10 protein-coding genes, 1 tRNA gene and 1 pseudogene are annotated in these 13,899 nt (G+C 37.7%); 9 read left to right on the top strand and 3 right to left on the bottom strand.

Translation table 11 applies throughout. The features are described 5' to 3' along the window. Window positions 1-115, top strand: a pseudogene (locus C4E06_RS28780) (RNA-binding protein); the annotation flags it as partial. A 116-nt stretch (window positions 116-231) separates the two neighbouring features. On the opposite strand, the gene C4E06_RS13865 reads toward C4E06_RS28780, so the two are convergent. Next, window positions 232-2,433 carry a bifunctional serine/threonine-protein kinase/formylglycine-generating enzyme family protein gene (locus tag C4E06_RS13865; protein WP_198648680.1) on the bottom strand — a complete coding sequence of 734 codons (2,202 nt, stop codon included), beginning with the start codon at window positions 2,431-2,433 and terminating at the stop codon, window positions 232-234. Window positions 2,434-2,599: 166 nt separating this feature from the next. On the opposite strand from C4E06_RS13865, the gene C4E06_RS13860 reads away from it, so the two are divergent. The 3 genes from C4E06_RS13860 to pgeF all read left to right on the top strand — a co-directional run bounded on the left by C4E06_RS13860 (window position 2,600) and on the right by pgeF (window position 4,540). Then, window positions 2,600-3,022: a ketosteroid isomerase family protein gene (locus tag C4E06_RS13860; protein ID WP_107668608.1), complete on the top strand. Its 423-nt coding sequence runs from the start codon at window positions 2,600-2,602 to the stop codon at window positions 3,020-3,022. A gap of 134 nt (window positions 3,023-3,156) precedes the next feature. Continuing rightward, window positions 3,157-3,648 carry a host attachment protein gene (locus C4E06_RS13855; RefSeq protein WP_107668607.1) on the top strand — a complete coding sequence of 164 codons (492 nt, stop codon included), beginning with the start codon at window positions 3,157-3,159 and terminating at the stop codon, window positions 3,646-3,648. A 100-nt stretch (window positions 3,649-3,748) separates the two neighbouring features. Beyond that, window positions 3,749-4,540 (top strand): peptidoglycan editing factor PgeF, encoded by a 792-nt coding sequence (gene pgeF, locus C4E06_RS13850; RefSeq protein WP_370051339.1) that lies wholly within the window; start codon window positions 3,749-3,751, stop codon window positions 4,538-4,540. Between the two features lie 48 nt (window positions 4,541-4,588). Here the strand turns inward: pgeF and C4E06_RS13845 are convergent, their stop codons facing one another. Beyond that, on the bottom strand, window positions 4,589-5,560 hold the full coding sequence (locus C4E06_RS13845) for a ribose-phosphate pyrophosphokinase (protein WP_107668605.1): 972 nt from the start codon (window positions 5,558-5,560) through the stop codon (window positions 4,589-4,591). Between the two features lie 244 nt (window positions 5,561-5,804). Here C4E06_RS13845 and C4E06_RS13840 point away from each other — a divergent pair. The 5 genes from C4E06_RS13840 (at window position 5,805) to C4E06_RS13815 (ending at window position 13,454) form a co-directional block, all read left to right on the top strand. Further along, window positions 5,805-5,877 (top strand) — tRNA-Arg (locus C4E06_RS13840). Between the two features lie 70 nt (window positions 5,878-5,947). Next, window positions 5,948-7,987: a class I SAM-dependent DNA methyltransferase gene (locus C4E06_RS13835; protein ID WP_107668604.1), complete on the top strand. Its 2,040-nt coding sequence runs from the start codon at window positions 5,948-5,950 to the stop codon at window positions 7,985-7,987. A gap of 74 nt (window positions 7,988-8,061) precedes the next feature. Next, window positions 8,062-8,436 carry an endonuclease domain-containing protein gene (locus C4E06_RS13830; RefSeq protein WP_107668603.1) on the top strand — a complete coding sequence of 125 codons (375 nt, stop codon included), beginning with the start codon at window positions 8,062-8,064 and terminating at the stop codon, window positions 8,434-8,436. A gap of 628 nt (window positions 8,437-9,064) precedes the next feature. Then, window positions 9,065-10,165, top strand: a complete 1,101-nt coding sequence (locus C4E06_RS13820) for a restriction endonuclease subunit S (protein WP_107668610.1) — start codon at window positions 9,065-9,067, stop codon at window positions 10,163-10,165. A gap of 4 nt (window positions 10,166-10,169) precedes the next feature. Continuing rightward, window positions 10,170-13,454, top strand: coding sequence for a type I restriction endonuclease subunit R (locus tag C4E06_RS13815; protein ID WP_107668601.1), 3,285 nt, complete (start codon window positions 10,170-10,172; stop codon window positions 13,452-13,454). Window positions 13,455-13,470: 16 nt separating this feature from the next. On the opposite strand, the gene C4E06_RS13810 is transcribed toward C4E06_RS13815, so the two are convergent. Beyond that, window positions 13,471-13,875 (bottom strand): thioesterase family protein, encoded by a 405-nt coding sequence (locus C4E06_RS13810; RefSeq protein ID WP_107668600.1) that lies wholly within the window; start codon window positions 13,873-13,875, stop codon window positions 13,471-13,473. Between the last annotated feature and the right edge of the window lie 24 nt (window positions 13,876-13,899).

Here is a 13,899-nt window from a genome sequence, read left to right as displayed (position 1 = left end):
CTTAGACGGCGCTGACTGGATGGGCCGACAAATGAGAGTCAATAAAGCTAAACCCCGTGAGAATTCAGGCCGCAACGGTTCTGGTAGTTTCCGTAAGCAAGGAAGTTTCTCCTAGTCTGATTCTGCTTAGAAACTGTTGACAATATATTGATAGTTTAGTGTTTTTTTTCGCGCTTTTATTCTCAAAAAAAGCGTGTTTTTTATGGCCGTTTTTTAAAGTTATAGACAACCCTAAAACCCATTGTAACGACTTCGACTACTTCGTTGGACTTGACTACGGTTTGCACAACGACAATAAAAAGGAAAAGCAGCCCAAGAACCACCACGCATGGGGGAATATTTCTCGTCTCCATCTAGCCAAATTCTACCATCTTGTGGCGCATTTTGATAAGTTTCGTGCCAGTCATCCCCACACCACTCCCAGACATTTCCGTGGAGATCGTATAAACCAAATTCATTGGCAGGAAAAGAACCAACTTCGGTGGTTTTTTGTCGATATATTCCAATGGTTTCTTGTTGATAAGTCCGACTACTATTATAATTTGCTAATGTCTGGGTAATGGTATCTCCAAAGTGAAAAGGAGGATAAATTTCTGTCCCATCTAATTGTCTATATTGACCAGAATTAATTATACTTCGACAAGCATATTCCCATTGTGCTTCACTGGGTAAAGTAAAAGTAATTCCAACTGCTTCGGATAACTTTTCACAAAAGTCTAAACTGTCATAAAAGGATACGGTATCTACGGGGTTATTTTGACCTTTAAAGTGAGACGGGTTAGCTCCCATAATCATTTCCCATTGTGCTTGGGTAATGGGATATTTACTCATACAAAAAGAGGTTAAAATAACTTGATGTTGAGGTCGTTCCTGTTGGCGATCGCGTCCTTCTTGTTGAGGACATCCCATAAAAAATTGCCCCCCTGGAATCACCACCATTTCTAAGTTAATATTGTTTCCTAAATCAACAATAAAATATTTATTACTACCCTTTTTTTGCTCAATAATCTCCCCTTTTTTATTAACTTTTATAACTTCAAAATCAAAGGATTGAAGAGAACCTATGTTTGTTTTTTTTACTTTTTTAACTTGAGGTTTAGGATGATTAATTGAAGGATTAGGGGAAGGCACAGAAGGAGTAGAACCGGTCACTACAGAATGAGATAAAGAGACTTTTTTGTTGATGGTAGAAGATGGTAAAGAAGTTGGTTTAATGGTGAGTTGCTGATTTTTTTTCTGATTATTTTGACTTCTCAGTACCAAAATCACTAAAGACCCTAAAAATATAAAAATGCTGATGAATGCAGTATAATTTATAATTTGTTCCCAAAGTAATAAAGCATTGGTAGATGATGGATCAATTAAATATTTTATGATCCAACTGATAATAATACCACTACTAAAAAAAGTCGTAAAGACTAATAATTTTTCTTTTTTTATAAAATTAACTAAATTAAAATTTCTTTGTTTTTGTGATTCTAAAGGAGATAAATTAGGAGGAATCGCTACCGATTGAATAGAGACCGTTTCCTCTTGTAAATCGGCTAAAATTTCCCCAACGTTATAATAACGATTTTGGACTAAATGGGCTAACATTTTATTTAAAACATGACTTAATTGATCACTAATTATTATGTTCTCTTTTTGTAAATAATCTTGCCATAACCAAAGGGCTTGACTACTATCATAAATGGGATCATCTTGATGATTATTTTCTGGAAAACATCCTGTTAATAAGCGCACACAAGTGACCCCCAAACTGTAAATATCACTAGCTGGTTGAGGATGTCCTGTCATTTGTTCAACTGAAGCATAACCAGGGGTATAAATTAATGTTCCACGAGTCTTAGAAACCTCTTTAACGCCACCAAAATCAATTAACATTAATTTGCCATCAGCATGACGACGCATAATATTATCAGGCTTAATATCTCGATGTAATAAGTTTCTTTGATGGAGATAATCTAAAACGGGTAATAAATCTTGTAATAAGGATTTTATTTTTTCTTCACTAAACTTTCCTTCTCGATTAAATTCTGTGACTAAATCTTCTCCTTCAATATATTCTTCTACTAAATAGAGAGAATTATTGTCTTCAAAATGATCATAAATCGCAGGAATTTGATCATGTTTTAAGGTATCTAATATATTAGCCTCTCGTTTAAATAATTCTTTTGCTGTTTCTAAATTTTGTCCTTGAAAATTAGCGATAAACTTTTTTAAGACTCGTTTTCTATGATAAAAATTTTGATCTTCTACTAAATAGGTTCGGCCAAAGTTTCCCTCTCCCAAAACTTGTTTAATAAAATAGCGATCGCGAAATAAATAACCTTGAGTGGTTTGAGATAATTCTTGACCACATCCTTGACAATAGTTATGAGTATTGGGATTATTCGGATAAGGACAAGCAGGGTTAAGACAATAAAGAGTCATAATCAGCTATTTAACATCAAAAGGATTAAATGAGAAATATTTTAAGAATAAAATTTTGCTCCCATCAAAAAATTTGAAAATCTTGTGACTAATAGAAGTATACGCTATCAATAAAAGAAACGTTATCCTATAAGATGACACCTTTGAGACTATTTTGACATAAATTATGATAAAATCAGCGCAAAAAATAAGTCCTATTAATTTAACAGAACCGGTTATCACGAGATATTTTGAAACCTTAAATCAAGAAAATTTTTTAGAGACAGCAAAACTGTTTGCCAGGGATGGCAGTTTAACCCCTCCGTTTGAGTCCCCTATTATGGGACAAGAAGCCATTGCTGATTATTTACAGCAAGAAGCTAGGAAAATGACCCTTTTTCCTCTGCAAGAAGCGTTAGAAACAGGAGAAACCGACCACATTGAAGCGGAGATCAAAGGGAAAGTGACAACCCCCTTATTCACCGTTAATGTGGGCTGGCGTTTTATTCTGACCCCTCAAAGAGAGATTCTCTCAGTGGAAGTGAAATTATTAGCTTCCTTAGAAGAATTAGTTAAATTAAAGGATTCAAGGGATTATACGAGGAGTTAAAACGACTTTGTTAAGTTGTTTTACCGAAAATCCTCTAGGTTTCCTCTCTAAATTTTAAGGTTTATTCCAAAGTGTTCTAGAATACAACTTTCATTGCTACGATAGGGATCTTGAGAATTCTATCGAAAAATCCTATGAATCAAGCTGTCGTTGCTGTTATGGATGGAACCAAAGCCCGCTTCTTTACCCTAGAAGAGGCTGAGTTTCCCGAGTACGAATCAAGTCCGAATTTGGTAGAACACGAATGTTTAACCAATACGGCCAAAGAAATGGCAGGAAGGGAACTATGGGCCAATACCAAAGGCCGTAACCGAGGCGCACGCACTCAAGGCCATGGTTATGATGATCATCGTAGTAACCATCTCAGTGAATATGAACGAAACTTTGCTAAGGATATTAGTCACAAAATTACAGATTGTCTTCACGAATGGGACTCTCGTTTTATTCTCTTAGTGGCTGAACCCCAGATGTTAGGATTAGTCCGTGAGTCTTTATCTCCTAATTTACCCAAAGGAATTAAACTCGAAGAATTAGCTAAAGACCTTTGTAAACTTAAACCCTTAGAACTTCATGAATATTTAGCCCATAAAAATTTAGTCCCTGCTCGTAAAGCGGTGGTACTTTGATAGATTGCCCCACTATCACCGTTTGGTGTAGTGGGGTCTTTTGACAAATCCTTTACAATTAAGGGGTAACGGCTCACTGATCACTGGTAACTGACATATGATGAGCGATCGCTTAACCCAAACCTGGCAATGGCAGTCTGCCCAAGGGCTACCCTATTTAACTTGTTCTCTACTCAAACTGTGGCCTCACGGCTTTTTTACCCAACCCTTTTATCCGAGATCCCCTGAAGATTTGACCAAAATTCTTGATCCTCAAGCCCATAGCTACCGAGTCAAGCAAGTTCATGGTAACCGGGTTCTCTCCCCCAGTGAAATTAGAGAAGAGACGACAGAGGATAATTTTCCCCCGGCTGATGGCATCATTGCTAACCTTGAAAAACAAGCCATTTGGGTGGCCAGTGCTGATTGTACTCCCGTTTTAATTGGGGATGAGGTAACGGGCAATATTGCAGCTATTCATGCAGGATGGCGAGGAACCGCCAAACGCATTGTACCTGAAGCGATCGCCCGTCTACAAGCTTGGGGTAGTGCCATCAAAAATTTACGCATTGCCATGGGTCCTGCCATCAGTGGAGAGGTGTATCAGGTATCTGAAGCAGTCGCAGCCGAAGTCGGGGAGAGTTTGTTTAAAAAAGAGAAAATAGATAGTTTAGAGGGCATTTTAAAGCCCTTAGCCAAGATTTCTAATCCCCCTATCCTACCTGATCCCGAACCCGGAAAAGTGCGTTTAGATGTACGTCGTATTAATCAATTGCAACTCGAACAATTAGGCATCCAAGCCGAACAAATTAGCATCGCTCCTTATTGTACCTATCAATCTCCGTCTCATTTCTTTTCCTATCGACGCACCCAAGAAAAAAAGGTGCAGTGGTCAGGAATTATGAAAACTTAATCATGAATAAGGTGGGCAATGCCCACCTTACTGATAGTTAGATAAATTTTAACGGAACATACTACTAACGGAAGTGTCCTCATGAATGCGCCAGATAGCTTCTCCTAAGAGATTGGCTACAGACAAAACCGTTAATTGTGGGAAACGATGATGCTCTGGGATAGGAATGGTATTGGTAACAATGACCTCTTCTAATACCCCACTGGATAAGCGAGACACCGCAGGACCGGAAAACACGGCATGAGTGGCACAGGCATAAACTTGTCTGGCCCCTTCTTCCCGGAGCAGTTTCGCTCCTTCGGTGATGGTTCCGGCGGTATCAATCATGTCATCCACTAAAACAGCCGTTTTGCCCTTCACATCCCCAATGACATTCATGACTTCGGCCACGTTATGAGACTGACGACGTTTATCAATGATGGCTAAAGGGGCATCATCAAGTTTTTTGGCAAAGGCTCTGGCCCTAGCAACCCCTCCCACATCGGGAGAGACAATGACAATGTCAGAGAGATCCTTTGTGGCAAAATAATCAAGTAAAACTGGTGTACTGTAAATATGATCAAAAGGAATATCAAAATAACCCTGTATTTGCGCCGAATGTAAATCCATAGCCAACACCCGATTAGCCCCAGCTTCTACGATTAAATTAGCGACTAATTTAGCGGTAATGGATTCACGGCCAGCCGTTTTGCGATCGGCCCTAGCATAACCATAATAGGGAATCACAGCAGTAATCTGCCTCGCTGATGCTCGGCGACAAGCATCAATCATGATCAATAATTCCATAAAATGGTCATTGACCGGATTACAACAGGGTTGGATTAAATAAACATCACAACCGCGAATTGATTCTTGAATTTGGATATATAATTCACCGTCAGCGAATCGTTTACGAATCATCGGCCCAATGTCCATCCCCAAATAACGGGCGACTTCTTGGGCTAAGGCAATATTAGACGATCCACAAAACAGACTCAGACGGTTATTATCTGACAACGAAGACACTGCCAGATGTGGCATTAATGTAGGAGTATGACTCACAGCAGACTCTTGACCCTTAATTCATAGCAATTCTATCATCTCAGGTTTTTGATTGTCTGATCAGATTTATTACTATTCTAATCATACCGACATTGAGATTAAAACAGCGAAATTACACAGAAATTTAGGCTTTCCCCTCGAATAAATATTGTGATCCTAGTCTTAACTGAAACTTAATAATTAACCGCTTTCTCGAAAATCGTGCTATTGTAATAGGGTATGTGGACACGTAGCTCAGTGGATAGAGCACCAGGTTCCGGTCCTGGGTGTCGGGGGTTCAAATCCCTCCGTGTTCGTTTTTTGAAGGCAACAGACAGGCTGTAAAATATTCTAATGTATGTTTTATAGTGCCATAACTAAAATTGAATGAATCAAGAACAATTAAAGCAGTTAGAGGCTGATTTGTGGGCAGCAGCCGATAATTTACGGGCGAATACGGATTTAAAATCTAGTGAATATGCAACCCCAGTTTTAGGGTTAATTTTTCTTAAGTTTGCTGATAATAAATATGTTCAAAGTGAACCAGAAATAAAGGCGGAGTTTGATAAGTTAAAAGGGGGAAGACGAGAGAAAAAAATAGAGGATATTGCTTTAGAAAAGTGTGGGTTTTATTTACCTGATAATGCTAGATATAGTTACCTTTTACAGTTGCCTGAACAAGAGGATATTGCTAAGAAGATCAAGGAAGCAATGACCGCTATAGAGGATTATAAGCCAGAGTTAGAGGGAGTTTTACCAAAGGATGAATATATGCCTTTGACGCGCACAGATCGGACGATTCCTGCACAATTATTAAAGACTTTTTCTAATATTCCTATTGATGCGAGTGGGGATGTTTTCGGTAAAATTTATGAGTATTTTTTGGGTAAGTTTGCGTTAAGTGAAGGTCAAAAAGGGGGTGAGTTTTTTACCCCGACTTCAGTGGTAAAGTTGATGGTAGAAATGATTGAACCCCATCAAGGAACGGTGTATGATCCCGCTTGTGGATCGGGGGGAATGTTTGTACAATCTCAACAGTTTATTCAGCGTCGTCGTCAACAGTTGGGTGAGGATTTTTCGGGGGATGAATTATATGTTTATGGTCAAGAAAAGACGTTAGATACAGTTAAGTTAGCAAAAATGAACCTCGCTGTTAATGGGTTACGGGGGGAAATAAAACAGGCAAATAGTTATAGTGAAGATCCGTTTAATGGGTTTCAAAAGTTTGATTATGTGATGGCGAATCCTCCTTTTAATGTGGATGATGTTCCCATTGCAACGGTAGAAAATGATCCCCGTTTTAATACGTATGGTATTCCTCGTAAAAAGACGAAAACGAAGAAGAAAGATCAAGGAAAAGAAACGGTTCCTAATGCTAATTATTTATGGATTAATTTGTTTGCATCTTCTTTAAAAGAAACAGGACGGGCTGCTTTAGTTATGGCTAATTCTGCATCAGATGCTCGTCATAGTGAGGCCGAAATTAGAGAAACCCTAATTACTCAAAATTTAATTTATGGGATGCTTACCTTACCTTCAAATATGTTTTATACGGTAACATTACCAGCAACTTTATGGTTTTTTGATCGCGCAAAACAAGATGATAACATTCTCTTTATTGATGCTCGTAATATTTTCACACAAATTGACCGCGCTCATCGAGAATTTAGTGAAGAACAAGTTCACAATATTGCCATTATTAGTAAGTTACATCGGGGGGAACGGGACGCTTTTATTCGTTTAATTGATCATTATTTTGCTCAAGGAATGACTTGTTTATTGGAGAATAAGGAACAGGTAGAAGCTGTCAGCGAGCATTTATTAACGGTTTTGGGGGATGAAGCAGGAAAACAAGCGATTACGGGGTTAATTGACCAGTGGCGCAGTTTGGGGACGTTACAAGAACGTTATGAGCAATATGTTAAAAAACAGAATAAACAGTCAATTGAAGCAGCTAATGGTGAACAACAGGGTTTAAGGGCAGAATTTGACCCATTTTTTGCCAATTTACACAATGGGTTAAAGGGACTTGATAAAAGTGTGCGGCGTTATGAGAAAGAAACAGGGAATAAACAACGGGGTATGAAGCAGTTAAAAGAAGCTTTAGAAACTTTGCATAAGGAAGTGAAAGCTTCTGAGGGGTTTTATCGCCATATTCACTGGTTACAAGAAAGATTCCCCCATGCTGCCTATGAAGATGTGACCGGGTTGTGTAAGTTGGCCACACCCCAAGAGGTAAAAGAACAAGATTTTTCTTTGAACCCGGGCCGTTATGTGGGGGTTGTCATTGAAGAAGACGGGAAGACAGAGGAGGAGTTTATTGAGGGGTTATTAGAGATGAATAAGCAGTTAGAAAGTTTGAATGAGGAAGCGATCGCTTTAGCTGATGTGATCGCGATCAATATTCGAGAGTTGACGGGTGAGTAGGATGGGGTTTAACCCCTCCCTAACCCTCCCCTTACTAAGGGGAGGGGACTGTTACACAGGAGAAACTCTATACTATGACACAAATCTATAATAAATCTTCGGAAAAAGAAAAACGGCGATCGCTGCGAAATAATATGCCACCGGCAGAACAGTTATTATGGGCCAGGTTACGACGGCGACAGGTAGAAGGGGTTAAGTTTCGGCGACAATATAGTATCGGTCCGTTTGTGGTAGATTTTTATGTACCTGAGTTACGACTGGCGATCGAAGTTGATGGGCCCAGTCATTTTACTCCGGAAACTAAAGTCTATGATACCGAACGACAAGCGTTTATCGAGTCTTTTGGCAACCGTTTTTTACGTTTCACCAACCGTCAAGTGTATCAAGAGTTAGATGCTGTGGTTGAAGCGATCGCCTTTACTATTCGTGAGATGAGAAACCAACAGTAACCCCCCCACTAGCAACCCCTCCCCCCTTCGTAACCCCAACCACCCACTAGCAACCCCTCCCCCCTTCGTAACCCCAGGCCACATACTAGCAACCCCTCCCCCCTTGATAAGGGGGGACACAGGGGGGTTCTATACCCACCGGGCGGCAAGTAACCCCTCCCTAACCCTCCCCTTTCAAAGGGGAGGGGATGTTTTATGGGGGTGATTTTGTAAGGGAAAGGAGATAAGGGCGATCGCTTATCATAACCCCCAACCACTCACTAGCAACCCCTCCCCTCTTCGCAACCCCAGGCCACATACTAGCAACCCCTCCCCCCTTCGTAACCCCAGGCCACATACTAGCAACCCCTCCCCCCTTGATAAGGGGGGACACAGGGGGGTTCTATACCCATCGGGCGGCAAGTAACCCCTCCCTAACCCTCCCCTTTCAAAGGGGAGGGGATCTTTTATGGGGCTGATCTTTGGGTAATAATAGGGTGTGATGCTCTCTTTCTCTGCTGTTCGGGGTACACTAGATCCTAATCTTTAGACAACACCTAACACCTAACCCTTTATTATTCTCTTTTCTTTACATACAGTAATGCTTTTTATTGGGGTTTAGTTATGATTGAAACATTAATCTAAAATTATGATTGATTGGACAGAAGAAAATCTTGGAAATATACTAAAATTTCATAATGGGAAAGCTATTAAAGTTTTATCTTGTGGGAAATACCCCGTATATGGATCAAATGGAAAAATAGGCTTTTCAAATGAATCTAGATTTTGTAAAAGTATCATAATTGGTCGAGTTGGAGCTTATTGTGGATCGGTTTATTTAGAATTAGATGAATATTGGGCAAGTGATAACACAATAGTTGCTACTGTGAAAAATAAAAATAATCTCAATTTTGTATATTTTTTATTACGTTCTTTCCCTCTTAATGATTTAGCTGGTGGCAGCGCACAACCATTACTAAATCAATCTATTTTGTCTAGAATTAAAATTAAAATACCACCCCTAAAAACACAGCAAAAAATCGCCGCTATCCTCTCAACCTATGATGATTTAATCGAAAACAATAAACGCCGCATTAACCTATTAGAAAAAATGGCGGAAGATATCTATCGTGAATGGTTTGTACGCTTTCGTTTTCCAGGTTGGCAAAATACTGATTTTGATAAGGGTATTCCTAAAGGTTGGGAAGTTAAACGGATTAAAAATATTGTAAAACGAAAAAAATATGGAAAAATTTATAAACAAAATGAGCTTGAAAATGAAGGAGAGATAATTGTGATTGATCAATCAAAAAATGATTTTCTTGGTTTTTATAATGGTGTTCCCGAACATATAGCATCACCTCATAATCCAATAATAGTTTTTGGAGATCATACCTGTAAAATGACACTTATGTTGAGAGATTTTTCACTAGCTGAAAATGTAATTCCTTTTTTACCAGTTGGATCAATGCCTGTGTATTTTTTGTTCCATTTGATAAAAGACAAAGCAACAACTACTGAATATAAGAGACACTGGACAGAATTGACAACACAAAATGTATTAATTCCTCATATTGAATTACAAAAAAAATTTAGTCATTATGTAGTTTCCATTTATCAACAAATTGAAAATTATCAGAATATAATTTTAAACTTAGACAAAACAAAAAATCAACTCTTATCTCGCTTAATATCTGGCAAACTATCAGTCGATAACTTAAACATAAAATTCCCATCCTCAATGGAATAAAACTATGGTAAAAAATCTGATTTCCGAAGACAACATCGAACAAGAATTATTACAACAACTCAAGCAAAACTATAACTATGAAACCTTAAACGCATACACCATAAACCCTGAAGATATTAACGATAACTCAAACCGAAAAGATAAACGAGATGTTATCCTTACCGATAGACTAAAAACCGCTTGTCAACACCTCAATAAACACATCCCCGAAACCATCATTAACCAAGTCATTGAAACCCTTTCTCAACGGCGATCGCAGATCAAACCCCTTACTGTAAACAAAAAGTTAGATAACCTTATTCGTGACGGGGTTACAGTTACCTTTGAAGACAAAAATGGAGTCAAACAACAAGAAACCGTTAAATTAATTGACTTTGATAACCCCGATAATAATCAATATTTAGCAGTCTCTCAACTGTGGATAAAAACCACGGGACAAACCCCAAAAGCAGCTTATCGTCGTCCTGATATTATTCTCTATATTAATGGTTTACCTTTAGTTTTCATAGAACTAAAAAACGCCAACATTAAACTACGAACTGCTTACGAAGATAACTTACAAAACTATCTTAATGATATTCCTCAACTGTTTCATTGTAACGCTATTTGTATTTTATCCAACGCCATAGAAACAAAAATAGGCAGTTTTTCGTCTGGATGGGATCGCTTTTTTAACTGGTTTAAAATAGAAGAAAAAGACAACATTAACCGTCAAGAAATTGCCAGAAATGCCACCAGTTTAGAATATGTGATCCAGGGACTTTTACAACCCGAAAGATTATTAGATTATATCGAAAACTTTATCTTATTTAGGAATAAAGACGGCAGAGATCACAAAATCATTGCTCAAAACCATCAATTTTTAGGGGTGAATAATGCTTATGAAAGATTCTTAAATAGACAAGACTATGACGGAAAACTCGGCGTATTTTGGCACACGCAGGGATCAGGAAAAAGCTTTTCTATGATCTTTTATGCAAGAAAAATCTTTCGTAAAGTAAGAGGTAACTTTTGCTTTGTCGTTGTCACCGATAGGGATGACTTAGATAACCAAATCTATAAAAACTTTGTTACGACAGAAACCATCGGCGAAAAAGAAGCAGTACAACCGAAAAACGCCGAAGAAATGCGTAAATTCTTGAGTCAGAATCGAAAATTTGTCTTCACTTTAATTCAAAAATTTCGCTACCCAAAAGGGAAAAAATACCCTCGTTTATTTGACCCCAAACAAGACAAGAGAGAAATTATTGTGATGGTAGATGAGGCACACCGAACCCAGTATAAAGACTTAGCTGAAAATATGCGATCGGGGTTAAAAGGGGCGCATTTTATTGCCTTTACCGGGACACCCTTATTAGGAAAAGAACGAAAAACAAATCAATGGTTTGGTGACTATGTTTCTGAGTATAACTTTCAAGATGCTATTGCTGATCAAGCAACCTTACCCCTCTTTTATGAGAAGCGAGTCCCCCAAATGTTGATCCAAAATGAGGATCTAAACGAGGAATTTTATCAACTCTTAGAAGACGAAAATATAGACGAAATACAACAAGAAAAACTAGAAAGAAAATTCGCCAGAGAATTAGAAATTATTAAACGAGACGATCGCCTAGAAACCATTGCCAAAGATATCGTCTATCACTTCCCCCGTCGAGGTTATCTCGGAAAAGCAATGGTGATCACCGTCGATAAATTTACCGCCGTTAGAATGTATGAAAAAGTACAAATTCACTGGAAAAATGAAATAAAACGACTGCGAAAACTGATTACAAATACTAACAGTGAACTCGAAAAAAGACGCTTCAAAAAGATAATTGAATATATGAAAACCGTTGACATGGCCGTTGTTATTAGTGACCCCAACGCAGACAAAGAAAAATTTGAACAACAGGGACTTAACCTACAACCTCATATTAAAAGATTAGACACCATTGATAATAATGGTCACGATATTGAATATAACTTTAAAGATCCTAAACATTCCTTGCAAATTGTTTTTGTATGTGCTATGTGGTTAACCGGTTTTGATGCAGAAACCATCTCAACTCTGTATTTAGATAAACCCATGAAAAGCCATACATTAATGCAGACTATCGCCCGTGCAAACCGAGTCACATCCTATCAAATCAAAGGATATAACGGTCAATTAATCGAAAAAAAGAACGGAGAAATTGTTGATTATTATAACGTTTTTCGGAATATGCAAGAAGCGTTAAAAGACTATGGACAAGGAGAAAACAACACAGAAAATGCCCCTGTCAAAGACAAAAAAGAACTCTTTAAACTCTTAGATGATGCGATTGTAGAAACCTTTAATTTTTTTCAAGAAAATGACATAAACTTAGAAACTTGTGTTAATGATAAAAACCCCTTTAAAAACATTAGTCAATTTAATACCTTTGCTGATATATTACTCAGGGAAGATTACCAAAGAAAAGCCTTGAACGTTTATCATAATACCGTTACCTCCCTATACGAAAGCTGCCGACCTGAAATATTAAGCAATAATTGGAAACAACGGCAAAAAATTGCAATCATTCAATACTTAAAAGGGGTAATAGATGCCTTAGTTGAACAAGAAAATATTGACGATCTTAACCACAATATTTCCGAACTATTAGACGAAAGTATTATGGTTGATAACGCCGAAACCTTTAATCAACAAGAACATCAGGCAACCTATCAACTCATTCAAAAAGGACAAACCTGGGATCTCAGTAAAATTGACTTTGAACAACTCAAAGCAGACTTTCCCAATACTCAATATAAAAATATAAAAATAGCGCAAATTAAAGCCTTTATCCAAGATAAATTAGACAAAATGATGCAACAAAATCAAACAAGAATAGATTTTGTTCAACGCTTACAAAACATAATCGATCGCTATAATACAGGAAACTCCGCCACCGATAACTATTATCAAGAATTAATCAACTTTATTCAAGACTTAGACACAGAAGATAAACGTCATATCAAAGAAGGGTTAACTCAAGACGAATTAGAATTATTTGATCTCCTTAAACAAGATAAACTCACCCAAACAGAAACCCAAAACGTCAAACTGGCAGCCAAACAACTGATAAAACGCCTCAAACAAGGGAAACCCAGAGTTTTAGTACAAGACTGGTGGAAAGACACCCGCACCCGAAAAACAGTACAAACCACTATAGAAGAAATCTTAGACGACACCTTACCCGATAGTTATAACCGTGTCATCTTCAAAGAAAAATGCGATCGCATCTTTAAGTTAATGCTAGACTTTGCCATTACTGACAGAAAATGGCTGTAAGTCAATTATTATTAACTCATAAATTCGATGTTAGCCATTGAAGGATAGATAAAGATAAAGGACTTCGTTGACGTATTTTAGGGTTAATGGAAACGTGCTTAGTATTTGCTTTAGCAACCAACTGCTCTAAATTATGGTCATAAAAAACTTGATAATTTATCTCAAATGTTGTTTCATTTAATTGAGTCGGTTGGAGATTAATTTGTAAGCGATCGCCACAAAATACAGGTTGATAAAAATCAATGTCAGCATGAACAATAGGAATAGCAATATCTGAACTGGTAAAAAACGTTTTTAGATCAATTCCTGCCACTTGTAACGCATTTTCATAAGCTTCGTGACAGATGGATAATAAAGCAGCAAAATAAACGACCCCTGCCGCATCCGTATCAGAAAAATGAATGGTTCTATAATAAGTCATTAATTAATGATTGTTAGATAAGTC

The sequence above is a fragment of the Cyanothece sp. BG0011 genome (genome assembly GCF_003013815.1).
In the GTDB taxonomy this organism is placed as follows: domain Bacteria; phylum Cyanobacteriota; class Cyanobacteriia; order Cyanobacteriales; family Microcystaceae; genus Crocosphaera.
The sequence above is the reverse complement of the archived record's forward strand: the minus strand, read 5'-3'. Positions and strand labels throughout refer to the sequence as shown.